Genomic DNA, 21,036 nt, shown 5'->3' on the forward strand with positions numbered 1-21,036 from the left:
GGGTAATCTGGGAAAATGACCGGATGGTTGGCTCCTCGTCCCGGTGGCCCGGAACGGGATGGTGTCGGTGAAGAGCTGACACGTCTCGCCACGGCACAGGCCGGCTTTTTCACGACCGCGCAGGCGCTGCGACTCGGCTTCACCGCCGAGGAGATCGGCGAGAATGTGCTGGACGGGTCGTGGACCAAGGTGGAGCGAGACCTGTTCCGGGTGAAGGACTGCCCGCACTCGGATCTCGAAGAGTTCGCGAAGTGGTGCACGTGGTTCGGTGCGGCTGCGGCCGTCTCCCATCAAAGCGCCGCAGAACTGCACGGGCTCGGACACCTCTACCCGCGTTTCATCCACCTTTCCACCGTGATGTCGCCACCATCTCCCACGCAGCAACTCGCCCTACACCGCCGGTCGCTGCGAGACGAGGACTGCGAACAGGTGGGTGCCCTCCGCATCACTACTCCCACCTGTACGGTGCTCGATCTGGCGTCGAGCGGGATTTCCCAGGAACTGCTCGACGAGGTGGTCTCGGACGGCGTGGCGATCAGAAGACTGGACGTGGCCGAGGTGAAGGGGAAGTGCGGGTCCCTGCCGGTGCAGGTGGCGAAGCGCGTCGAACATGCACTGTCCACCTGCACCTGACAGGGCAGCAGGAACCCCCTCGCGGATGGCGTGAATTAATTCGGCAGCTGCCTGGGGGCGACCAGAGACCACGGGACGGTCAGCACGTTGTCGCGCAGCCGGCGCCGCTGGGTCTGCACCGGAAGGCCTTCGGTGCGCATGAGTTCGAGCGCTGCCCGCCACCGCACGCGGGGACCGAACGAACCGTGCGGCGCTGCGGTGGCCCAGGCTCGGTCGGCAGCGGTGAGCAGGGCGTGGATCGGCTCACCCGGAACGTTGCGGTGGATCAGCGCCTTGGGTAACCGCTCGGCGATGTCCGAGGGTTTGTCGACGTCGAACGGATCCCACGCAAGCGTCAGGGACAACGGACCGGTGGCATCGAGGAGCACCCAAGCGCAACGCCGGCCCAGTTCGTCGCAGGTTCCCTCGATGATCAGGCCGCCCGGTGCCAGCCCGGACTGCATGCGGGCCCACGCCGGCGCAACAGCGTCCTCGGGATACTGCCGGAGCACGTTGAAGGCCCGGACGAGGGCGGGGCGAAGGCCGGAGAGTTCGAATCCGCCGCGGGCGAAGCTCACGCCGTGCCTGCTCTCGACCACCCGTTCGGGATCGATCTCGAGCCCGATCACGCGGCGGTCATCGCGGACAGTGCGCAGCCTGTCGGCGAGTTCGAAGGTGGTGTGGGGCCGGGCACCGTAACCGAGATCGACGACGAGGGGGTCGAGGGAATCGTGCAGCGTCCGGCGCACCAGTGCGTCGTGCACGAGCCAGCGATCGCTGCGGCGAAGCCGATTGATGCCCGTCGTGCCCCGGGTGATGACACCGAGGGGCCGCTTCAGGGTTGCTGAAGTCATGAGAATGTATGCCGGGGTTGTTAGTGCTGCGACAACCAGTTTTCGGTGATCTCGGCCTCGGCGCGGAACAGGTCGATCAGGTTCACGAGCATCAACTGCTCGAGCTTGCCGCCGATGAACGGTAGGTACACCTTCGCCTCCGACGAGGTGCGGAACGTGCACCCGTTCTCGGTCGCGAACAGCTTCATGTTGCCCGTAAGGCTGCCGGGACCCGCGGGAATCGACGCCTCGTACGTACCGGTGACGGGCTCGCCGAACGCCGTATACGACTCTTTGCGGGTGATGATCATGTCTTTCTTCATCACGGCCTGCGCAACGTCGGGAAGCTCCGACCGCGGAAGGATGTGATGCAGCACGATGTCGATCCCGTTGTCGTGGACCTCGAAGTGCTCGATGTGGTTCTCGGAGTACTTCCGCATCTCTTCGATGCGCGCATCCCAGTACTCACGGCTGGTGAAGGCGCTGTACACCTCTTCGGGGGTGTACTTGTAGCGGGCGGAGTAGTCGATACGGCGAGCCATGATGTGCAAGGTTACCGGATCGTGACCCGGCGCCGTGCACACCGGGCGCGCACCTCTCCGAGGTCAGGCCTGGAGCCACTGCTCGGTGAAGGCCTGTTCCTTGTCGATCAAACTCAGCACCTCTTCGGTGATGGCGCTTTCGATCTTGCCGCCGAAGAACGGAATGTTGACCTCGGTCTCGCCGCTGATCTCCACTCTCGATCCGGAAATGCCGGCGGTGAGCGTCTGGATTCCGGAGACCTTGGCGGGCGTCCCCTCGACCGCGGCGGTGAAGGTGCCTGCCGCCTTGTCGCCGTCGAGTACACCCCACGTCTCGGTGCGCTTGATGTGGAGGTCGCCGGGACGGATCTTCGTCACGATGGCCGGCAGGTGCTCGGCGGGGATCGTCTGTGTCATTGCCACGGAAATGGTGCCGGGGCCCGTCGTGATGTCGTCGAGGGTGGCGCCCGGTCCGCCGACCTGCGCCAAACGGTCGTGCCAGTACTGCTCGGTGACCAGGCCGTCATGGACTCGGTCGACAGGGAGGGAGTAGGACGACGAATACTCGATGCGGCGGCTCACGATCGGTCACGCTACCGTTTGCGCTTGTGTGGGACGTGAGCATTGTCGGTCAACTCGTCGATTCGGGCGCCATCGCGACCGAGAACCTCGAACTGTCGGGACTCACGACACTTCGGGTCGGGGGACCGGCCCGGATCGTGGCGGAGTGCCCGGCCACATCAATTCTGGTCGACGTAGTGCGGTTACTCGATTCCGCCCACATTCCGACCCTCGTTCTCGCGGGCGGTTCCAATCTAGTGATCGGCGACGACGGATTCGATGGCGTCGTGGTGCGTGTGTCCAACGCCACAGTCGGTGTGGAAGAGGGATTCGTCACCGCGGAGGCCGGAGCCGAGTGGGATCAGGTGGTGGCGCTGACCGTCGCCGCCGACCTCGGCGGGCTCGAATGCCTGTCCGGGATTCCCGGTTCCACCGGAGCGACGCCCGTGCAGAACGTGGGGGCGTACGGCGTGGAAGTCGGGTCGATGCTCCGGCGGGTCCGGTTGCTCGATCGTCGGAGCGGGGAGGTGCGCTGGGTGGGGCCCGAGGCCCTCGGTCTCGGCTACCGCACGAGCGTGCTGAAACACTCCGACGCCGCGCTGGTTCTCGAGGTGGAGTTGACCGTGCACCAGGACGGTCTCAGTGAGCCGCTGCGCTACCGCGAACTCGTGTCGGCGGTGGGGGCGTCCGAGGGTGATCGACTGCCGTCGGCGCAGGTCCGTGAGGCGGTACTGGGTTTGCGGCGAAGTAAGGGGATGGTGCTGGATCCCTCCGATCACGACACCTGGAGTGCAGGCTCCTTCTTCACCAATCCGGTGGTGCCGGCCGACGAGTTACCGCGTGTACTCGCCGCGATCGAGGCCCGGCTGGGCGAGGTGGACGTGCCCCGGTATCCGGCCGAGCACGGCATCAAGTTGTCGGCCGGCTGGCTGATCGAGCGGGCCGGTTACTCGAAGGGTTACCCGGGGGAGGGTGCCGTCGCGCGTCTGTCCACCAAGCACACCCTGGCGCTGACCAATCGTGGCGGCGCCAAGTCCGAAGACCTGCTCGCGCTGGCCCGCGACGTGCGCGACGGTGTCGAATCCGCGTTCGGTGTGCGGCTCCACCCCGAGCCCGTCACAGTCGGCTGCTCGCTCTGAGGGCCCCGCCGGGTAGGTAGCCTGGCGCATGTGCATGAATCACGATCTCGGGCAGGCCGGTCGACGCTCGTTCTCCTCGCGGCAGCGGTGATCGGCCTTCTCGTCGTCCTGACCGGGTGCACGGCGAACACCGGGAGTGGCACTCCCGCGGGGCAGAGCGAGCCGGCGGTCGAGGTGGTTCAGAGCCCGGCGTCGGGTACGGAAGACGTCAATCCGGTCTCGCCGATCTCGGCCGCCGCAGAAGGCGGGACGTTCACGAACATCTCCCTCGTCAATGCGGCGGGCCTGCCGGTGCAGGGAGTCCTCTCGCAGGACCGCGCCACGTTCACGGTGTCCGAGCCACTCGGCTACGGCTCCACGTACACCTGGCGTGGCACGGCGGCGGGGACGGACGGCAGAACCGTCGAGGTCGAAGGCAGCTTCTCGACACTCGAGCCGGATTCGGAGGTCTCGGCCACACTCAACATAGGCGACGGACAGGAAGTGGGCATCGCCGCTCCGATCATCGTGCAGTTCCACGACACCGTCGAGGACAAGGCGGCCGTCGAGAAGACGATGAAGGTGACCACCACACCGCCCACTCCGGGATCGTGGGCGTGGCTTCCCGACGACAACGGCTCACGCGCACACTGGCGTCCGCAGAACTACTGGGCGCCCGGCACCGCCGTGAACCTCGACGCGAAGCTCTACGGCCTCGACTACGGCGACGGCGGGTACGGCGCCGAAGACCTGTCGCTCGACTTCACCATCGGACGCAGCCAGATCGTGATCGCGAACGCTCCCAGCCACCGCATGCAGGTGGTGCGTGACGGCCGGACCATCATGGACATCCCGGTGAGTTACGGCGAGGGCAACGAGGCTCGCAACGTCACCCGCAGCGGCATCCACATGGTGACCGAGAAGCACGAGGACTTCCTCATGTCGAATCCGCCGTTCTACGAGAACGTGCGTGAACGGTGGGCGGTCCGCATCTCCAACAACGGTGAATTCATCCACGCGAACCCGGAGACCATCGGTGTCCAGGGCTCGTCGAACGTCACCAACGGCTGCATAAACCTGTCCCTCACGGACGCCCAGCAGTATTTCGGTACCGCAGTGTACGGCGACCCCGTCGAAGTGACGGGCACCTCTATCGAGCTGTCCGCCGCCGATGGCGACGTGTACGACTGGGCAATCGACTGGCCCACCTGGCAGTCGATGTCCGCCCTCGCCTAGCCGTACCCTCTCAGGCGCCGGTACTCGGAATCGCCTTGCGCCGCTCCGCGCTCGGACATGCCGCTCCGCTCCGTGACGTGCCTCCCCCGGTGTTCCCTGCTCGACCGAAAGGTGGAACCGAATCCGGGCATGGCGCGTCTACCCGTGTGAGTGCGCATCGTCGACCCAGGAGGATGAGAGATGGCGGGATGGATACTGCTCTGTTCGTTCGCGGTGATCGTCGCGGGCATGTGGAGTGTGATCCTGTCACTGGAGCATCAGGACAGGCGCAACGCCGCGCGAGCGACTATACGAGGCGGTGAAAACGACCGGCGGAAGCCTGATCTCGGGGCTTGACGATGATCTGGTCGAGGTTCACGTGCGAGGGACGTGACGCCACGAACCCGATGATGTCGGCGATGTCGGCGGCCACCAGCGGCGTGATGCCCTCGTACACCTTGTCGGCGCGCTCCCGGTCGCCCTCGAACCGCACGAGTGAGAACTCCGTTTCCACCGCGCCCGGCGCGATCTCGGTGAAGCGGACCGGCTTGCCCAGCAATTCACCGCGTAACGTGCGATGCAGGACGGCCTGCGCATGCTTGGCCGAGGTGTAACCCGCGCCGTTGTCGTAGGCCTCGAAGGCGGCCACGGACGTGATGGTAACCACCAGGCCATTGCCCGACTCGATCAACTTCGGAAGCAGCGCCTTGGTGACACGCAGCGTGCCCAGGACATTCGTCTCCCACATCCACCGCCAATCGTCCAGATCGGCCTCCGCTACAGGGGCCAGGCCCTTGGCGCCACCCGCGTTGTTGACGAGTACCTCGACCCGCGGCAGCACCGCGGTGAACGCGTCCACCGAGTCCTGATCGGTGACGTCGAGCTCCAACGCGGTGCCGCCGATATCGTCGGCGACCTTCTGCAGTCGATCCAATCGCCTGGCCCCGACGACCACATGGAACCCCTGGTCCGCGAGGGTTCGAGCAGTGGCTTCTCCGATACCGGAACTTGCTCCGGTGACGACGGCTACGCGGGCATCAGGTGAGATGGTCATGACGCCATGTTAGGACCAGGCCGTGTCGGGGCCATTCGAGATCGGGGCCACTCGAGATCGGGGCCACTCGGGATCAGGGTCGCACCGTGACCGGTTCGTCGATGACGGAGTAGCCACTGGCATCACCGGCGACGGCCCGGCTGCGCTCGCCGCGAACGTTCACCGGGACGTCCCCGGCCAGGGTGATCCGGTTGAGCCGACGGTACTGGTCGTCGTAATCGGCGACGGCATAATGCTGGGTGGCGCGGTTGTCCCAGATCGCGACGTCACCCTGCTGCCAGTTCCACCGGGTCGTGTACTCGAGCGAGATGGCGTGGTCCTGCAGAACCCGGAACAGCGCCTGCGACTGCGAACTGCTCAGTCCCACGAAGCTCTTGACGAAATGCCCGAGGAGAAGGGTGCGTTCCCCGGTTTCGGGGTGGACCCGCACCACGGGGTGTTCGGTCTCGAAGTAGGTGGACTCGAACTCGGCGCGGTACTCCCGGTCCTTCTCGTCCTGTGCGCGCTCGGCGCTGGTCGCGGCGTAGTCGTAGACGTTGGTATGTGTCGCCCACAGGTTCTCGGCCAGCGCCTTCAGCGGCTCCGGGAGTGAACTGTAGGCAGCGACACCGGACGCCCACGTGGTGGATCCGCCGTAGGTGGGGAGTTGCACGGCGCGCAGGATCGATGCCTTCGGGATCCGGTCGACGAAGGTGACGTCGGTGTGCCAGCTGTTGGCCTTGCCGTAGTCGGAATCGATCGGCAGCACCTTCGTGCCGCGCGAGGTGACCGTGGGATGCGGCGTGGTGGGGGAGCCGAGCAGTTCGGCGAACGCGTACTGCGAGTCGTCCGTGAGGTGCTCCTGGCCGCGGAAGAAGATCACCTTGTGCTCGAGCAGTGCCGTCCGGATGAGCGACACCGTGGCGGGGTCCAGATCGCCCCCGAGCCGGACACCGTCGATTCGGGCACCGATGTGAGCACCGAGTTTCACTACGTCGGTGGGAATGTGTGCATCGTGCGTCGTATGAGGCGCGAAATCGACAGACATCGGGGACCTTTCGATTGGCAGGGCTTGGGGGATTGCCGTAACCGAACCACCGCATCCGGCCCGTCGGAAGCATTTGCGTCACCCTGATCGCAAGCGTTTCGGTGCGCCCGATTGGTGGAACCGGCCGAAGCTGCTATTTTCGTGTCATGTCCTCGAGTCAGCTCCAAGCCCCGCGGGTCACCTACGTGACCGCCGCGCTCGGCTCACGGCTGCCGTTGGCGAGGGAACTGTGTTGTCGCTGTCACCGCAACCACAGTTGATCTGCGCAGACTTCTCCTGATTTCGCCCCCGCACGGCACCCGATCTCGACGGGTGCCTGCCGCGTTCGGATGAAGGTGCGCACCACCTCCCGATCTCGAGGACCCACGTGTCTGCCCCTGCTCTTTCCACCCCCCGCCCTCTCGGTTCCGCAACCCGAGTCCAGCGCCCGAAAGCGCGTCCACGCCTCGGCATCATCCCGCCCGATCTGCGGATCGGCGACGGCCCCGCAGCCGGGGTGATGCGGGTGGCCCGCACCCGCGGACCACTGTCCCGCGATGTCGCCGCGAAGGCCACCGGCCTGAGCATCGCCACCGTCAATCGTCAGGTGTCGACCCTGCTCGACCTCGGATTGCTACGCGAGCGAGGCGATCTCACGCCCTCGGGCGCCATCGGCCGGCCCCGTGTGCCGTTCGAGGTCAACCACGAGCCCTACCTGACCATCGGCATCCACATCGGTGCCGTCGTCACCAGCATCATCGCCAGTGATCTGCGCGGAAAGGTTCTCGGCGCAGTCGAGGTCCCTACCCCCCAGGGGCCCTCCGCCGAGGCGCTGGCCACGATCGCCCGCAGTGCCCGGGCCTTCGCCTCCCGATGGCATCGTCGCAGTCCACTGTGGGCCGGAGTTGCCCTCGGTGGACGCGTCGACGCCCAGACGGGTGTGGTCGATCATCCTCGACTGGGATGGAAGTCGGCTCGCGTCGGCGCCATCGTCACCGCAGGTCTCGGCCTGCCGGTGTCCGTCGCCGCCCACGTCGAGGCCATGGCCGCGTCGGAGTTGTTGCTGACCCCCGAATCGGAAGGAGTTGCCGCGCAAGGTGAAACGGGCCTGTACTTCTACGCCCGCGAGACCGCCGGAATCGCCATCACGATCGACGGGCGCGTGCACACACCGTCGAGCGGTCCGGGGTCGATTGCCCATCTGCCGACCGGTTCGTCGGCGCTGTGCTCCTGCGGCTCCCGTGGGTGCCTCGAGGCGACCATCAGTGACCGTGCGGTCCTCGCATCCGCGGTGGACGCAGGCATACTGACGAAGTCGACGTCACTGCCCGCGATGAGTGCCCTCTACAAGGCTGCATCCTCGGGTTCGGCTGCCGCACACGAGCTTCTGGTCCAGCGGGCGGAGGTGCTCGGCAAGACCGTGGCGATGCTACGCGATTTGTTCAATCCGGATCGGGTGATCCTCGGTGGGCAGGCGTTCACCGAGTACCCGGCCGGCATTCCCCACGTCGCGGAAGCATTCGGCCGGGCTTCGTCTCTGGAGCGCAAGGATATTCGCATCACGGGTTTCGGAAACCGGGTTCAGGAATACGCATCGACCGTGGTGTCGCTGAGCACCCTCTTCTCGGATCCGGTCGGGGCGATGCGCAGGACTTCACTGTAGGTCGCACAGCGATTCGTCAGCTGCACAGGTAATAGCCTGTGCGGCTGACGATTTCATCTGTTTTCGGTCAGATCACCGGCGGTGCGCCTCGGCGTCGCAGTTCCGCGCGCGCCCTGTCGACGCCACCGTGTTCCAAAGCGGCGAGCGGTGATTCGTCGGCCCAGACGAGTGTGCCCCGCCTGCGAACGGTCACACTCAGCGAACCCGCGAGGTGCTCGATCGCGCCCGGAATGTTGCGGCGTTCGGCAGGCAGGGGCACCGGCAGCACGTATGCCGACCCGATCGGGGAGCGTCCCTCGATCTCGACGTTCCATGTGCGACTCCGCCCCCGCAGCGACCACCGCTCGTCCGTGACGTGCGCCTCTACCGGGGAGGTCAGGGGATTGCCGAGGCGGAAGACTCTGCCATCGGGCAGGGCGACGACGACAGCCGTCACCTCGGTGTGCAGCGGACCCGCCGTGATCTCGCCGCCGGCGAACGCCACGCACGCCTGCCGGTCGGCGAAACCCTGTGCCTGCCCCCACCACCACGAATCCGGGAATCCGCCCTTTCCCCAGTTCTTTTCGCCGTAGACCTGAGCGCCGTCGAGGAGGATCTTCTTGCCGCCGAGCACGGCGGTTCCCTCGGCTCGACCGCCGAGCAGCCACGGATGCCAGTACTGGTTCAGAGCGGGCACGGTCTGGAAGATACTCGAGCCGCCGAGACGTCGGCGCGGCCACGGCACGTGCCCGCTGATCCGGACGTCGAGGCGCGCGTCCGGTCCCAGATCCACCTGCAGACGGTCGAACGAACCGGAGAACGCGTCACCGGCGCGGGCCCCCAGTTCGGCGGGATCCGCATAGCCCTCCGGATGTGCAGCCGTGCGAAGAAACCTCGTGGGGTGCCCTGCGAGACCGAGCGTCGCCCAGTGACCATCAGGGGCTCGATTGATTCCGGCCAACGCGATGACCACCTGCCCCGTCGCCGGCTGGGTAAATCGCCAGAAGTAGCCCTCCATCGCGACGTCGTGTGCGGCGAGAACGTTGCCGAAAGGCAGATCTGCCCCCGTCGCACGGTATGCCCGGAGCAGTCGTGGCACCATACCCGACGATGCTAGGCGCTGTGGCGAACACTGTCGAAGCGTCCGACCTGGGTGGATGGCACGTCCCGGGGGTGCAATGGCGTGGTCCGGTCGATGGTTTCCGGCCGTGGTTGTACCTGCGGCTCATTCCTCGAAGGGACCGCCCTCGATTCCGGGCGAACCATCGAGGGTGAGTTGTTGTTCGTGGAAGTCGAAATGCCTGGTGGGGTACCGGTACAGCTCACCGATGGTCATGAAGTCGGTGAAGAACGGATCCCACCGCACTGGGAACGGCATCCCTCGCCGCAGGGCGGCGTCGGATTCGCGGTTCTGGCGGCGGATCAGGGAACCGATCACCCGATCGAGTTTCGCGCCCATCCGCTTTCGGTTGAACACCAGCGCCGCGGCGCAGGAACCGTAATAATTCACCACGTCGAAGGGCCGGGCGCCGGCGTCGAGGACCCGGGCGAAGCCTCGTCCGATTCCGGCGGGGAGGTGGCTGATCACCCGCACCAGCGGCAACAACGCCTGCACCACCATGTACCCGAAGACCATGTGGAACAGCAGTTGCTCGTTGGTCCACTTCGTTCCGGCTGACCGGCGGCGCAAGGCGACTTCGGAAGCTCCCTCGAGCAGATGGTGAAAATGCACGCGGGTGCGCTCGAGCTCACCGGCGAGTCCTGTGCGTGTGATGGGGCTGTGACCTGGTGTTATGATATGTCCCCAGTGTGTGATGTCGAACTCTGATGACCTGGGATGGCGTCAGGAGGTGACGTCGGTGCCGCCTGGTCGGTGACCGAACGGGTGCCGCCAGTCGCGTCCCTCGGCAGGGTTGGGATCGGCGTTGACGTCACCACGTTGTTGTTCGGCGAGGTGGTCGCGGTCCTGGCTCACGACGTCGGTTTCGTGGCGGGCTTCTTTCAGGTCGTGACGGGCGAGGCGGCCGCGTCGGGAGGTGCGGCGGGCACCGGCCAGCAGAACACTCAGTCCGAGCATGCCCACCGCTCCGACGACGATGCCATAGAGGAACAGTGCTCCGGTGGAGCCGGTGACGTGGTATCCGAATACGGCGAAATCGTCGGTCAGGGAGTGTCCGTCTCCGCTGTTGGTCAGGACGCCCGTGAGCCCGAGGATCACAGCGGCGAGCAGGACGACGAGTCCGAAGATAATGATCATGACGGCCTCCCAGGGCCTGTGCGCAGTAGATCCTTCAGGGGAGGTGCATCAGTTGCCCGGCGAGGGTGAACAGACGGCGGGCGAGCCTCATGACGGGAAGGCCCAGCGGGATCAGGAGGATTGTCACACATAGCACCAAACCGACGAGCCAGAGCAGGCCCGCGAGGATCCCCAGCACAGTGCCAAGCACAGCCGTGAGGATTCCCAGCACCGCATTGAGCAAGCCCTGTAGTGGTCGCATGATGACCTCCTGGTATCTATTCTGCACGCCTGCGGTGCAGTGCGCATCCCTCGTGGAAGCCGATCTCGTTCGGCACGGGGTGACGAGGGGGTAGAGCTGTGTGCCGGCGACCTGGGGTGAGGGTTGGCGCCACTTGTAAGGTGTGATAATTGGGTTGATCTACAACATGTTTCGTGTGTTTTGGCGTAGCACTTCGCCTGCCGTCACAGGGGCAGTGAGGATTCGGTCAGCCCTCGCGGCGCTCCACGGCGGCGGAACCACTCCTGCCCGAACGCGGCACGTAAATGCTCGTCGGGCATCTGCAGGAACGGGCCGAAGTCGCCGATCTGCGTCGCGTGCGCGTGCATCGCAGCCCGCTTCGCGTCGAGGGTGGTGCTGACGTCCACGACGGTGGTGAGTTCCGATTCCGGGAGTCCGAACGAATCGAGGTCGGGAGGTTGCGCATCCTCGGACCACTCCGGGTTCGCAGCCATCAACCTGCGGATGTGGTCGCGGTTCACCGCAGCCTCGTACACGTGCTGGACCGCGGCGATCTCAGCGGCACGGATGCCGACGTGATGTACCTGGACGTGATCGGGATGACCGTAGTTGCCGTTGGGGTCGTAGACGGTGAGAACATCGGCAGACTCTTCGAGCAGCACCTCGGCCAGGCGGGCAGCGGCTTCGTCCACCGGGATGTTGCAGAAGGCCGAGGGATTCCCGTTGTCGGGTGTCCCCGCCATGCCCGAGTCGGCATAGTGGAACATCACCAGTCGGTGGGCGCCGAGCAGCGACGTCGACGTCTCGAGTTCTCGTCTGCGGCGTTCGGCGAGCGACTCGCCTTCGTCCAGCAGGCCTTCGGGTGCTTCGCCCAGCGCGCCGTCCGTGGCCGTGACCACCACCACCCGGTGGCCGGCGTCGGCAGCCTGACGCATCACCCCGCCGGTGGTGAATACCTCGTCGTCGGGATGGGCGTGGAAACACACCAGGACACTCATGGGCCCATACTGGCACGCGGTTGGAAGTTGCGGCCATGTTCTGTGACGCTTCATCCGTGCTCGATACCTATCGCCGGATCTTCGCGGCTCGCGGTTCCGCGGCCTTCTCCCTCGCCGGCTTCGTTGCGCGCGTGCCGGTCGCGATGGTCGGGATCGGTATCGTCACCATGCTCTCGGAACTGCGCGGCGACTACGGGCTGGCCGGCGCACTCGCGGCGGTGTTCGCTCTGGCCTACGCGTTCATCACACCGGTGGTCTCACGGGCGGTGGACCGCTTCGGACAGACCAGGGTCCTGCCTCTGGCCTCCGGAATCAGCGCCGCGGCGATTGCCGCGATGTTGCTGTGCGTGCGGTTGGAGACACCGGACTGGGTGTTGTTCCTCTGGGCCGTGCCTGCGGGTTGCATGCCGACCATCGGCGCGATGGTGCGCGCCCGCTGGACCGAGCTGTACGGCGGCACCGCATCTCTCCGGACCGCCTTCGCGTTCGAGGCCGTGGTGGACGAAGTGTGCTTCATCGCCGGACCGGTCGTGTCCGTCGGACTGTCGGTCGCGGTGTTCCCGGAGGCGGGTCCGCTGGCGGGCCTCATCCTGTTGGTGGTGGGCACCCTCGCGCTCGTCGCGCAGCGAGGCACCGAACCACCCGTACATCCGGCTCGGGGCGGCAAGGCACCGTCGATCGCCCGGGAACCGGCGCTGTGGATCCTCGTAGCGGTCATGGCGTCGATGGGGACGCTCTTCGGCGTGATCGACGTCGTCGCCATCGCCTTCACGAGAGACCACGACGCACCCGCGTCGGCCACCGTGGTGCTCGCACTCTTCGCCACCGGTTCGGCGGCAACCGGGCTCGTGTTCGGCGCCATGAAGCCGACGGCGTCGCTGCGCACGCAACTGGTGATCGCGGTGACCGCCGTCATGGTTCTGCTGTGGCCACTGCTCTTGGTCGACAGTGTTCCTGCCCTCGCGTTCGCCTACGTGGTGGCGGGGATGACCGTCTCGCCGACCATGATCATCGCCATGGCCCTGGTCCAGCAGATCGTCCCGGCCGCTGCCCTCACCGAAGGGATCACCTGGACGGTCACCGGGCTCGGTGTGGGTGTCGCGGCCGGTTCGGCCCTGGCCGGCCGGATGATCGACGACCACGGCACCACCGCCGGATTCGCGGTGGCGGTGGTGGCTGCGGTCCTGGCCTCTATGGTGGCCCCATGGCTATTCGTGAAACGGTCGGCGTCGACGGAACGTCCCTCGTCTACTCCGTGACAGGTTCTCCGGACGCGCGAGCACTGGTGTTGGTGCACGGTTGGGCGCAGTCCTCGAAGTGCTGGGGTGAGCGGGTACTGGAAGAACTGGCGGCGCGTTACCGCGTCATCGCCGTCGATCTGCGGGGCCACGGATATTCCGGCGCCCCGGACTCGGGCTACGAGGATTCGGCGATCTGGGCTGGGGACGTCGACGCCGTCCTCGCTGCCGAGGGCGTCACGTCCGGTGCGGTTCTGCTCGGCTGGTCGTACGGCGGGCTGGTGATCTGCGACTACCTCGAAGCCCATGGAACGGACGCCGTCGACGGTGTCGTTCTCGTCGGCGCGATCACCAGCATCGGGAAGGGGGAGAAGGGCGGCAAGGTGGGGACGGCCATGCGCGTCGCGATTCCCGATGCGATGTCGGAGGAACCGCGCGTGGCGATCCGGGCACTGGGTGCGTTCGGGACCGCGCTGACCGGGCCGCCGGAAGGCAAGGGGGCGCAGTCGCAGGCACTCTTCGGTGCCAGCCTCGGCACGCCGCCGCGGGTTCGGGCGGCGTTGTTCGAACGCGTGGCGAGCCACGACGAGCTGTTGCGGTCGCTCGACGTTCCGGCTCTGATCCTCCACGGGACCGAGGACTCGGTGGTCGACATCACTGCCGGCAGGCATGCCGCAGAGCTGATCCCGAAGGCCCAGGCCTCCTTCTGGGAAGGATGTGGTCACGGGCCGTTCGTGGAGGACCCGGCGCGCTTCGTGAAGGAGGTCGGCGAGTTCGCCGACAACCTCGGTTCAGGCGTTCGCGTGCGAGAGGGCAGTATGGAGTCGTGACGCCCAAGCACAATGACCTCGGCGGCCTCGGCGGATTCGGCCGCGGTGCGCGCCCCCGCAGGGTGGCAGTCCTGTCGGTTCACACTTCGCCGTTGGCACAGCCGGGTACCGGTGACGCCGGTGGGATGAACGTCTACGTGCTGCAGACCGCGATCCAGATGGCTCGTCGCGGGGTCGAAGTGGAGATCTTCACCCGGGCCACGTCGTCGGCCGACGCTCCCGTGCAGGAAGCGGCGCCCGGTGTGCTCGTCCGCAACGTGGTGGCCGGCCCGTTCGAAGGGTTGGACAAGTGGGATCTGCCCACCCAACTGTGCGCGTTCGTGGCCGGCGTGCTTCGTGAGGAAGCGCGGCACGAACCGGGTTACTACAACCTCGTGCATTCGCATTACTGGCTCTCCGGTCAGGTGGGCTGGCTGGCCCGCGACCGCTGGGGCGCACCTCTCGTACATACCGCGCACACGCTGGCCGCGGTCAAGAACGCGTCTCTGGCCGAGGGTGACACGCCCGAACCCGCAGCGCGGCAGATCGGCGAACAGCAGGTGGTGGCCGAGTCCGATCGGCTGGTGGCCAACACCGGTGACGAGGCGGACGAACTCGTGCGCCACTACGGGGCGGACCCGGATCGCATCGACGTGGTGGCACCGGGAGCCGACCTGGCGCGGTACCGGCCGGGCGACCGTGCCGCCGCGCGAGCCACGCTCGGGCTCGACCCGCGCGAAACCGTCGTGACCTTCGTCGGACGTATCCAACCGCTCAAGGCGCCCGACGTATTGTTGCGGGCCGCAGCGGAACTCGTTGCCCGCGAGCCGGACTCGACTCTCCGGATCCTCGTGGTCGGTGGTCCGTCGGGATCCGGGCTGGCACGCCCCGACGCCCTGATCGAACTCGCATCGTCCCTGGGTATCGCCGCCCGTGTCACGTTCCTTCCGCCGCAGGCGCCCGAACGACTGGTCGAGGTGTATCGCGCATCGGATCTCGTTGCGGTGCCGAGTTATTCGGAATCATTCGGGCTGGTGGCCCTCGAGGCCCAGGCCTGCGGGACGCCGGTGATCGCGGCGAACGTGGGCGGACTCGGGGTCGCGGTCCGAAGCGGCGAGACCGGACTCCTGGTCGACGGGCACCGCACGGAGGACTGGGCGAGTGCACTGCAGTCGCTGGTCTCGGATCCGGCGCGGCTGGAATCGCTGGCCGCGGAGGCGCCGCGGCACGCCGCGAACTTCTCGTGGGAGCACACCGCAGACGGTCTGCTCGAGAGTTATCGAAGGGCCGCAGTCAACTACAACCACGAAAACGGCCTGAGCGAGTTCTCGCCGCGTCGGGGACGCGCATCGTGGAAGTTGCGCAGGGCCGAAGGGGTCCGAGCATGAGTGACCTGACCGAAGTGATCGAGTCCGCTCTGACCGAAAGGGAACTGGACTTCACCCGCAAGGACGACACGCATTTCCTCGTCGAGTTGCCTGGTGAACGCAAGCTGAAGACCACCACGCTGCTGACCGTCGGTACTCACGGGCTCAGGGTTGAGGCATTCGTGTGCCGCAAGCCCGACGAGAACTTCGAAGGCGTCTACAAATTTCTGCTCAGGCGCAACAGGCGGCTGTATTCGGTGGCGTACACGCTCGACAAGATCGGCGACATCTACCTGGTCGGCCAGCTTTCCGAACATGCGGTCACCGCCGACGAACTCGACCGCGTGCTCGGTCAGGTGCTCGAGGCCGCCGACGGCGACTTCAACACGCTGCTCGAACTCGGGTTCGCGAGTTCCATCAGACGTGAATGGGCGTGGCGGGTGTCGCGGGGAGAGTCTCTCGCGAATCTGCAGGCGTTCGAGCACCTCATCGACGACTGAACCTCCCCGGGTAGAGTCGCGTCCGAGTTGTGACTGCTGTCACAACTCGGTACATGTATCTGGTAATCACAGAAACTTGTGCGGACCACTACTGCTGCAACATATCGAGGGAGAGGCCCCAGTGAGCTTCAAGAGCCCGTTTCCGGACGTCGAGATTCCGAACCTCAGTGTCTACGAATTTCTCTTCGGCGAGATCGCGTCGGCCGACCTCGACAGGCCCGCGCTTATCGACGGTGCGTCGGGCGCGGTCACCACGTACAGGAGCCTCGTCGCTCAGATAGACGGTGTGGCAGGTGCACTCGCCGCCCGTGGTCTGCGGGTAGGGGAGGTCGTGGGACTGCACTCTCCCAACGTGCCCGCGTTCGCCGCGGCCTTCCACGGCATCTTGCGTGCCGGGGGCGTCGCGACCACGATCAACGCGCTGTACACAGCCGAAGACATCGCGAAGCAGCTCACCGATTCCGGGGCCAAGTTCCTGTTCACGGTCTCCCCGCTGCTGGCCCAGGCCAAAGCCGCTGCCGCCCAGGTCGGGATCCCCGACGAGAACCTGATCGTCCTGGACGGTGCCGAGGGGCACCCGTCGCTGCGCGATCTGCTGGCCGAGGGCGCGCCGGCGCCCGAGGTGTCGTTCGATCCGGCGGCCCAGCTGGCCGTGCTGCCCTACTCCTCGGGTACCACCGGCCGGCCCAAGGGCGTCATGCTGACGCATCGCAATCTGGTGGCGAACGTCTGCCAGATCAACCCGCGGATGGGCATCGGGCCCGACGACAAACTGCTCGCCGTGCTGCCGTTCTTCCACATCTATGGAATGACGGTGCTACTCAACGCGGCGCTGCGCAATCGGGCGAGCCTGGTGACCATGCCGAAGTTCGACCTCGTCGAGTTCCTCCGGATCGTGTCCGGGCAGAAGTGCACCTACGTGTTCATCGCGCCGCCGGTCGCGGTGGCGCTCGCGAAGCACCCGCTCATCGACCAGTACGACTTGTCGTCGGTGCACACGATCTTCTCCGGAGCGGCACCGCTCGATCAGGAACTGGGCAAAGCCGTCGCGGCCCGGCTCGGCTGCCGCGTCCGGCAGGGTTACGGCATGTCGGAGATGAGCCCGGTCAGCCATGCCATCCCGTTCGATCGGGACGACATCGCCCTTGATTCCGTCGGTCCGGCCGTTGCCAACATGGAGTGCAAGCTCGTCGATCCCGCCACCGGCGAAGAGGTCGCGTACCCGGCCGAGGGTGTCAGCGAGCCCGGTGAGCTGTGGTGCAAGGGCCCGAACATCATGGCGGGGTACCTCGGCAACGACGAGGCCACCGCAGAAACGCTCGACGGGGACGGCTACCTGCACACCGGTGACATCGCGACCGTCGACGCCGAAGGTGTCGTGACGATCGTCGACCGGATGAAGGAGCTCATCAAGTACAAGGGCTACCAGGTGCCGCCCGCCGAACTCGAGGCGCTGCTGCTGACGCACCCGCAGATCGCCGACGCCGCCGTCATCGGCGTCCTCGACGAAGACCGCGAGGAAGTGCCCAAGGCGTTCGTCGTCCGGCAGCCCGGTGCCGAACTCGACGAGGCCGCGGTGATGGCATTCGTGGCCGAACGCGTCTCGCCGCACAAGAAGGTGCGCAAGGTCGAATTCATCGACCTGGTCCCGAAGTCCGCCGCCGGCAAGATTCTCCGCAAGGATCTGCGGGCGGCAGAGGCGGGCGAAACCGCGGCCAAGTAGGCGCGAGCCGGGGGCGACCCAGGGGTTCACGGCACAGGGGTTCCGGGGCGCATGTCAGGATGAACGGCATGAGTACCGGAACCCTTGTGCTGCTCCGCCACGGCGAGAGTGAATGGAATGCGCTCAACTTGTTCACCGGTTGGGTGGACGTCCACCTGACCGACAAGGGCATCGCCGAGGGCAAGCGCGCCGGCGAGCTACTGCTCGAACACAACGTGTTGCCCGACGTCCTCTACACGTCGCTCCTGCGTCGTGCGATCAGCACCGCGAACATTGCGCTCGACACCGCCGACCGGCACTGGATTCCCGTGATCCGCGACTGGCGGCTCAACGAACGGCACTACGGAGCCCTGCAGGGACGGAACAAGGCCCAGGTCAAGGAGAAGTACGGCGACGAGCAGTTCATGCTGTGGCGTCGTAGCTACGACACGCCGCCGCCGCCGATCGAGGCCGGCAGCGAGTACAGCCAGGACACCGACGTCCGCTACACCGGACTCGCCGAGGTTCCGCTCACCGAGTGCCTCCTCGACGTCGTGAAAAGACTGATCCCGTACTGGGAGGAGACGATCTCGGCCGACCTGCTGGCGGGCAAGACCGTTTTGGTCACCGCACACGGCAACTCGCTCCGAGCCCTGGTCAAGCATCTCGACGGCATCTCCGACGAAGACATCGCGGGACTGAACATCCCGACGGGTATCCCGTTGCGGTACGACCTGGACGAGAACCTGAAGCCGCTCAATCCGGGCGGAACATATCTCGACCCGGAGGCCGCCGCCGCGGGCGCTGCCGCAGTGGCCGGTCAGGGCGGCAAGTAGTTCGAGAGCCGGCCGGGCGCTTCCTCGCGGGGCGCCCGGCCAACGGCAGGTGAACGTCCGGCGAAGAGTGAGGTCCACCGGTGTGACGTGCGCGGAAATGCCCCGGCCCTGCGTAACCAACCGGCCGCGCGAACGTACGATTCAGGCGTGAGTGTTGTTCAGGCCGTCCTGCTTGCCCTCATGGGAGGCTTCGTCGGCTATTTGGTCGGCGGAGTGCTGATCCCCATGTTGTCCACCCGTCATTCGCAGCGCCTGGAGGAACAGTCCGGGCTGACGATGTCGCAGGTGCTGGACCTCATCGTGCTGGCGTCCGAGAGCGGCATCGCCGTCGTCGACCAGTTCCACGATGTCGTGCTCTTCAATCCGAGGGCAGAGGAACTCGGCCTGGTCCGCAACCGCCTCGTCGACGACCGCGCCTGGTCGGCGGCTCAGCGAGTGCTGGAATCAGCCGAACCCGTCGAATTCGACATCAGCGCCAAGAACCCGTCACGTGGCCGCGACCGGATCGCGGTACGCGGAACCGCTCGCCTCCTCAGCAGGAAGGAGGACAACTTCGTCGTGTTGTTCGCCGACGACGATTCCGAGCAGGTTCGGATGGAGGCGACCCGGCGCGATTTCGTCGCCAACGTCAGTCACGAACTGAAGACCCCGGTCGGGGCGATCGGCCTGCTGGCCGAGGCACTCCTCGAATCCGCGGACGATCCCGACTCGGTACGGCATTTCGGTGAGCGGGTGCTGAACGAATCCGTCCGCCTCGGCAAGATGGTCACCGAACTGATCGCGCTGTCCCGGCTCCAGGGCGCCGAGAAGCTCCCCGACCTCGAGGCCGTCGACGTGGACGAGGTGGTGGACGAGGCCCTGCAACGCTGCAAGCTCTCGGCGGAGGCTGCCGAGATCACCGTCACCACCGACCATCCGAGTGGGCTGGAAATGCTCGGCGATCAGGCGTTGCTGGTCACCGCGCTCACCAATCTGGTGCAGAACGCGATCGCGTACTCCCCGAAGGGAAGCCCGGTCTCGGTGAGTCGATCGAGACGCGGGGACAACGTGGCCATCTCCGTGACGGACCGCGGCGAGGGGATCGCCAAGGAAGATCAGGAGCGCGTCTTCGAGCGCTTCTTCCGTGTCGACAAGGCCCGGTCGCGGGCGACCGGCGGCACCGGTCTGGGCCTCGCCATCGTCAAGCACGTCGCCGCCAACCACAACGGTTCGATCGAACTGTGGAGCAAACCCGGCACGGGTTCGACCTTTACCCTGCAGATTCCTGCACACATCGAGACAGACGACGTTACGGGCGGGGACACCGCCGGCGGACACCTGGGGAAGAGAGAAATCGGTATGGAGGTCAAGCGATGACAAGTGTGCTGATCGTGGAGGACGAGGAGTCACTGGCCGATCCGTTGGCCTTCCTGCTGCGCAAGGAGGGATTCGAGACGACCATCGTCGGCGACGGACCGTCCGCTCTCGCCGAGTTCGATCGCTCGGGGGCGGACATCGTGCTGCTCGACCTGATGCTGCCCGGGATGAGCGGTACCGACGTCTGCAAGCAACTCCGCAGCCGCTCCGGTGTCCCGGTGATCATGGTGACCGCGCGGGACAGCGAGATCGACAAGGTGGTGGGGCTCGAACTCGGTGCCGACGACTACGTCACCAAGCCTTACTCGGCGCGCGAACTGATAGCGAGGATCCGGGCGGTTCTGCGACGGGGGGTCGACAACGATCTCGACGCCACCCAGGATTCCGCGGTCCTCGAGGCGGGTCCCGTCCGGATGGATGTCGAACGCCACGTCGTCCAGGTGAACGGCTCGTCGATCACGCTGCCTCTGAAGGAGTTCGACCTGCTCGAATACCTCCTGCGGAACTCCGGCCGGGTGCTCACTCGCGGACAGCTGATCGATCGGGTGTGGGGAGCGGACTACGTGGGGGACACGAAGACCCTGGACGTCCACGTGAAGCGGCTCCGCTCGAAGATCGAGACCGATCCCGCCAAGCCCGAGCATCTCGTGACCGTCCGGGGCCTGGGGTACAAGCTCGAGGCGTGAGGAGTCACTCCACCGCCATACATGCATGCCGAATGGTCATGTGCACACGAGGATTCCGTGTGCACATGACCCATCCGGCTGTTTGTTTGTGGCCGTGTGCTGGTCAGAACGGGTTGTAGATGTACAGGGGCCGGAACGGCGCGAACATGACCTGGGTGACGGCGTGCTCGCGGTCCTGGTTGTCGAACTGGCGGCAATAGACGGCGACGTAGTGGCCGTCGCCCTTGCATTCGATCATCCGCGAGGTGCCGAACGGGCTCAGCACGAGCGACCGGTCCGCCTTGTCACCGAACGCGCCCGGATCCAGCGGGGCGACGAAGCTGCTGGTCTTGTCGTGGAAGGTGTTCCACCCATAGGGATCGTCGTCGGCCGGTTGTGCGTGCGCGACCGGCGCGAGCGCAAGCGCTGCGGCAGCGGTCAGCAGGGTGCCGGACAGGATTCGAGCGAGCATGGCCTCTCCTCAATGTGGCTGTACCCGGAACATCGGGGCTGTACCTGGGAAATC

23 protein-coding genes are annotated in these 21,036 nt (G+C 66.2%); 12 read left to right on the top strand and 11 right to left on the bottom strand.

Translation table 11 applies throughout. From position 1 onward, the window contains the following. Nucleotides 1–15: 15 nt before the first annotated feature. Nucleotides 16–633: a type IV toxin-antitoxin system AbiEi family antitoxin domain-containing protein gene (locus WAW17_RS33175; protein WP_422337066.1), complete on the top strand. Its 618-nt coding sequence runs from the start codon at nt 16–18 to the stop codon at nt 631–633. A 35-nt stretch (nt 634–668) separates the two neighbouring features. Here WAW17_RS33175 and WAW17_RS33180 read toward each other — a convergent pair whose 3' ends face one another. From WAW17_RS33180 to WAW17_RS33190, 3 genes are all read right to left on the bottom strand, one after another. Further along, the gene (locus WAW17_RS33180; RefSeq protein WP_422337067.1) at nt 669–1,466 is read right to left on the bottom strand and encodes a class I SAM-dependent methyltransferase; all 798 of its coding nucleotides are present in this window, start codon (nt 1,464–1,466) and stop codon (nt 669–671) included. 20 nt (nt 1,467–1,486) lie between these two features. After that, nucleotides 1,487–1,987, bottom strand: coding sequence for a DUF2505 domain-containing protein (locus WAW17_RS33185; RefSeq protein ID WP_422337068.1), 501 nt, complete (start codon nt 1,985–1,987; stop codon nt 1,487–1,489). Between the two features lie 63 nt (nt 1,988–2,050). After that, entirely contained in the window at nt 2,051–2,548 is a 498-nt protein-coding gene (locus WAW17_RS33190) for a DUF2505 domain-containing protein (RefSeq protein ID WP_422337069.1), read from the bottom strand. A gap of 26 nt (nt 2,549–2,574) precedes the next feature. On the opposite strand from WAW17_RS33190, the gene WAW17_RS33195 reads away from it, so the two are divergent. Together WAW17_RS33195 and WAW17_RS33200 are read left to right on the top strand one after the other, a co-directional pair. Then, nucleotides 2,575–3,666 (top strand): UDP-N-acetylmuramate dehydrogenase, encoded by a 1,092-nt coding sequence (locus tag WAW17_RS33195; protein WP_422337070.1) that lies wholly within the window; start codon nt 2,575–2,577, stop codon nt 3,664–3,666. A 30-nt stretch (nt 3,667–3,696) separates the two neighbouring features. After that, nucleotides 3,697–4,881: an Ig-like domain-containing protein gene (locus WAW17_RS33200; protein WP_422337071.1), complete on the top strand. Its 1,185-nt coding sequence runs from the start codon at nt 3,697–3,699 to the stop codon at nt 4,879–4,881. A gap of 286 nt (nt 4,882–5,167) precedes the next feature. Here WAW17_RS33200 and WAW17_RS33205 read toward each other — a convergent pair whose 3' ends face one another. Together WAW17_RS33205 and WAW17_RS33210 are read right to left on the bottom strand one after the other, a co-directional pair. Then, the gene (locus WAW17_RS33205) at nt 5,168–5,914 is read right to left on the bottom strand and encodes an SDR family NAD(P)-dependent oxidoreductase (RefSeq protein ID WP_422337072.1); all 747 of its coding nucleotides are present in this window, start codon (nt 5,912–5,914) and stop codon (nt 5,168–5,170) included. Between the two features lie 73 nt (nt 5,915–5,987). Further along, nucleotides 5,988–6,941 carry a TauD/TfdA dioxygenase family protein gene (locus tag WAW17_RS33210; protein WP_422337073.1) on the bottom strand — a complete coding sequence of 318 codons (954 nt, stop codon included), beginning with the start codon at nt 6,939–6,941 and terminating at the stop codon, nt 5,988–5,990. Between the two features lie 367 nt (nt 6,942–7,308). Between WAW17_RS33210 and WAW17_RS33215 the strand changes: the two genes are divergently transcribed. Then, a complete protein-coding gene (locus WAW17_RS33215; protein ID WP_422337074.1) occupies nt 7,309–8,583 on the top strand; it encodes an ROK family protein in 1,275 nt (424 codons plus the stop codon). Nucleotides 8,584–8,650: 67 nt separating this feature from the next. Here the strand turns inward: WAW17_RS33215 and WAW17_RS33220 are convergent, their stop codons facing one another. The 5 genes from WAW17_RS33220 to WAW17_RS33240 all read right to left on the bottom strand — a co-directional run bounded on the left by WAW17_RS33220 (nt 8,651) and on the right by WAW17_RS33240 (nt 12,037). Continuing rightward, nucleotides 8,651–9,661 carry a tocopherol cyclase family protein gene (locus WAW17_RS33220; RefSeq protein WP_422337104.1) on the bottom strand — a complete coding sequence of 337 codons (1,011 nt, stop codon included), beginning with the start codon at nt 9,659–9,661 and terminating at the stop codon, nt 8,651–8,653. A gap of 126 nt (nt 9,662–9,787) precedes the next feature. Beyond that, entirely contained in the window at nt 9,788–10,336 is a 549-nt protein-coding gene (locus WAW17_RS33225; RefSeq protein WP_422337105.1) for a DinB family protein, read from the bottom strand. 69 nt (nt 10,337–10,405) lie between these two features. Then, nucleotides 10,406–10,819, bottom strand: coding sequence for a hypothetical protein (locus tag WAW17_RS33230; protein ID WP_422337075.1), 414 nt, complete (start codon nt 10,817–10,819; stop codon nt 10,406–10,408). A 34-nt stretch (nt 10,820–10,853) separates the two neighbouring features. After that, the gene (locus tag WAW17_RS33235) at nt 10,854–11,060 is read right to left on the bottom strand and encodes a hypothetical protein (protein WP_422337076.1); all 207 of its coding nucleotides are present in this window, start codon (nt 11,058–11,060) and stop codon (nt 10,854–10,856) included. A gap of 203 nt (nt 11,061–11,263) precedes the next feature. Continuing rightward, on the bottom strand, nt 11,264–12,037 hold the full coding sequence (locus tag WAW17_RS33240) for a PIG-L family deacetylase (protein WP_422337077.1): 774 nt from the start codon (nt 12,035–12,037) through the stop codon (nt 11,264–11,266). 56 nt (nt 12,038–12,093) lie between these two features. Here WAW17_RS33240 and WAW17_RS33245 point away from each other — a divergent pair, with 56 nt between their 5' ends. The 8 genes from WAW17_RS33245 (at nt 12,094) to WAW17_RS33280 (ending at nt 20,531) form a co-directional block, all read left to right on the top strand. Then, nucleotides 12,094–13,296, top strand: coding sequence for an MFS transporter (locus WAW17_RS33245; RefSeq protein ID WP_422337078.1), 1,203 nt, complete (start codon nt 12,094–12,096; stop codon nt 13,294–13,296). Next, on the top strand, nt 13,242–14,105 hold the full coding sequence (locus WAW17_RS33250) for an alpha/beta fold hydrolase (RefSeq protein WP_422337079.1): 864 nt from the start codon (nt 13,242–13,244) through the stop codon (nt 14,103–14,105). Before WAW17_RS33245 ends, WAW17_RS33250 begins: the two co-directional genes overlap by 55 nt. Next, nucleotides 14,102–15,472, top strand: a complete 1,371-nt coding sequence (gene mshA / locus WAW17_RS33255; RefSeq protein WP_422337080.1) for a D-inositol-3-phosphate glycosyltransferase — start codon at nt 14,102–14,104, stop codon at nt 15,470–15,472. The genes WAW17_RS33250 and mshA overlap by 4 nt, the downstream gene beginning before the upstream one ends. Beyond that, nucleotides 15,469–15,951: a YbjN domain-containing protein gene (locus WAW17_RS33260; RefSeq protein ID WP_422337081.1), complete on the top strand. Its 483-nt coding sequence runs from the start codon at nt 15,469–15,471 to the stop codon at nt 15,949–15,951. The genes mshA and WAW17_RS33260 overlap by 4 nt, the downstream gene beginning before the upstream one ends. 121 nt (nt 15,952–16,072) lie before the next feature. After that, on the top strand, nt 16,073–17,674 hold the full coding sequence (locus WAW17_RS33265; protein ID WP_422337082.1) for an AMP-binding protein: 1,602 nt from the start codon (nt 16,073–16,075) through the stop codon (nt 17,672–17,674). A 59-nt stretch (nt 17,675–17,733) separates the two neighbouring features. Further along, entirely contained in the window at nt 17,734–18,489 is a 756-nt protein-coding gene (locus WAW17_RS33270) for a phosphoglyceromutase (protein ID WP_422337083.1), read from the top strand. A 147-nt stretch (nt 18,490–18,636) separates the two neighbouring features. Then, nucleotides 18,637–19,845 (top strand): sensor histidine kinase, encoded by a 1,209-nt coding sequence (locus WAW17_RS33275; protein WP_422337084.1) that lies wholly within the window; start codon nt 18,637–18,639, stop codon nt 19,843–19,845. Further along, nucleotides 19,842–20,531 carry a winged helix-turn-helix domain-containing protein gene (locus WAW17_RS33280; protein WP_422337085.1) on the top strand — a complete coding sequence of 230 codons (690 nt, stop codon included), beginning with the start codon at nt 19,842–19,844 and terminating at the stop codon, nt 20,529–20,531. The genes WAW17_RS33275 and WAW17_RS33280 overlap by 4 nt, the downstream gene beginning before the upstream one ends. Before the next feature lie 103 nt (nt 20,532–20,634). On the opposite strand, the gene WAW17_RS33285 is transcribed toward WAW17_RS33280, so the two are convergent. Next, nucleotides 20,635–20,982 (bottom strand): hypothetical protein, encoded by a 348-nt coding sequence (locus WAW17_RS33285; RefSeq protein WP_422337086.1) that lies wholly within the window; start codon nt 20,980–20,982, stop codon nt 20,635–20,637. Nucleotides 20,983–21,036 lie beyond the last annotated feature (54 nt).

This window comes from Rhodococcus sp. (in: high G+C Gram-positive bacteria) (genome assembly GCF_049286785.1).
Classification (GTDB): Bacteria; Actinomycetota; Actinomycetes; order Mycobacteriales; family Mycobacteriaceae; genus Rhodococcus_F.

Excerpts from the sequence above, each read along its gene's own strand:
- WAW17_RS33175 (WP_422337066.1), top strand. The coding sequence starts at position 16 with ATGACCGGATGGTTGGCTCCTCGTCCCGGTGGCCCGGAACGGGATGGT.
- WAW17_RS33180 (WP_422337067.1), bottom strand. The coding sequence starts at position 1,466 with ATGACTTCAGCAACCCTGAAGCGGCCCCTCGGTGTCATCACCCGGGGC.
- WAW17_RS33185 (WP_422337068.1), bottom strand. The coding sequence starts at position 1,987 with ATGGCTCGCCGTATCGACTACTCCGCCCGCTACAAGTACACCCCCGAA.
- WAW17_RS33205 (WP_422337072.1), bottom strand. The coding sequence starts at position 5,914 with ATGACCATCTCACCTGATGCCCGCGTAGCCGTCGTCACCGGAGCAAGT.
- WAW17_RS33210 (WP_422337073.1), bottom strand. The coding sequence starts at position 6,941 with ATGTCTGTCGATTTCGCGCCTCATACGACGCACGATGCACACATTCCC.
- WAW17_RS33230 (WP_422337075.1), bottom strand. The coding sequence starts at position 10,819 with ATGATCATTATCTTCGGACTCGTCGTCCTGCTCGCCGCTGTGATCCTC.
- WAW17_RS33235 (WP_422337076.1), bottom strand. The coding sequence starts at position 11,060 with ATGCGACCACTACAGGGCTTGCTCAATGCGGTGCTGGGAATCCTCACG.
- WAW17_RS33240 (WP_422337077.1), bottom strand. The coding sequence starts at position 12,037 with ATGAGTGTCCTGGTGTGTTTCCACGCCCATCCCGACGACGAGGTATTC.
- WAW17_RS33250 (WP_422337079.1), top strand. The coding sequence starts at position 13,242 with ATGGCTATTCGTGAAACGGTCGGCGTCGACGGAACGTCCCTCGTCTAC.
- WAW17_RS33260 (WP_422337081.1), top strand. The coding sequence starts at position 15,469 with ATGAGTGACCTGACCGAAGTGATCGAGTCCGCTCTGACCGAAAGGGAA.
- WAW17_RS33270 (WP_422337083.1), top strand. The coding sequence starts at position 17,734 with ATGAACGGCATGAGTACCGGAACCCTTGTGCTGCTCCGCCACGGCGAG.
- WAW17_RS33280 (WP_422337085.1), top strand. The coding sequence starts at position 19,842 with ATGACAAGTGTGCTGATCGTGGAGGACGAGGAGTCACTGGCCGATCCG.
- WAW17_RS33285 (WP_422337086.1), bottom strand. The coding sequence starts at position 20,982 with ATGCTCGCTCGAATCCTGTCCGGCACCCTGCTGACCGCTGCCGCAGCG.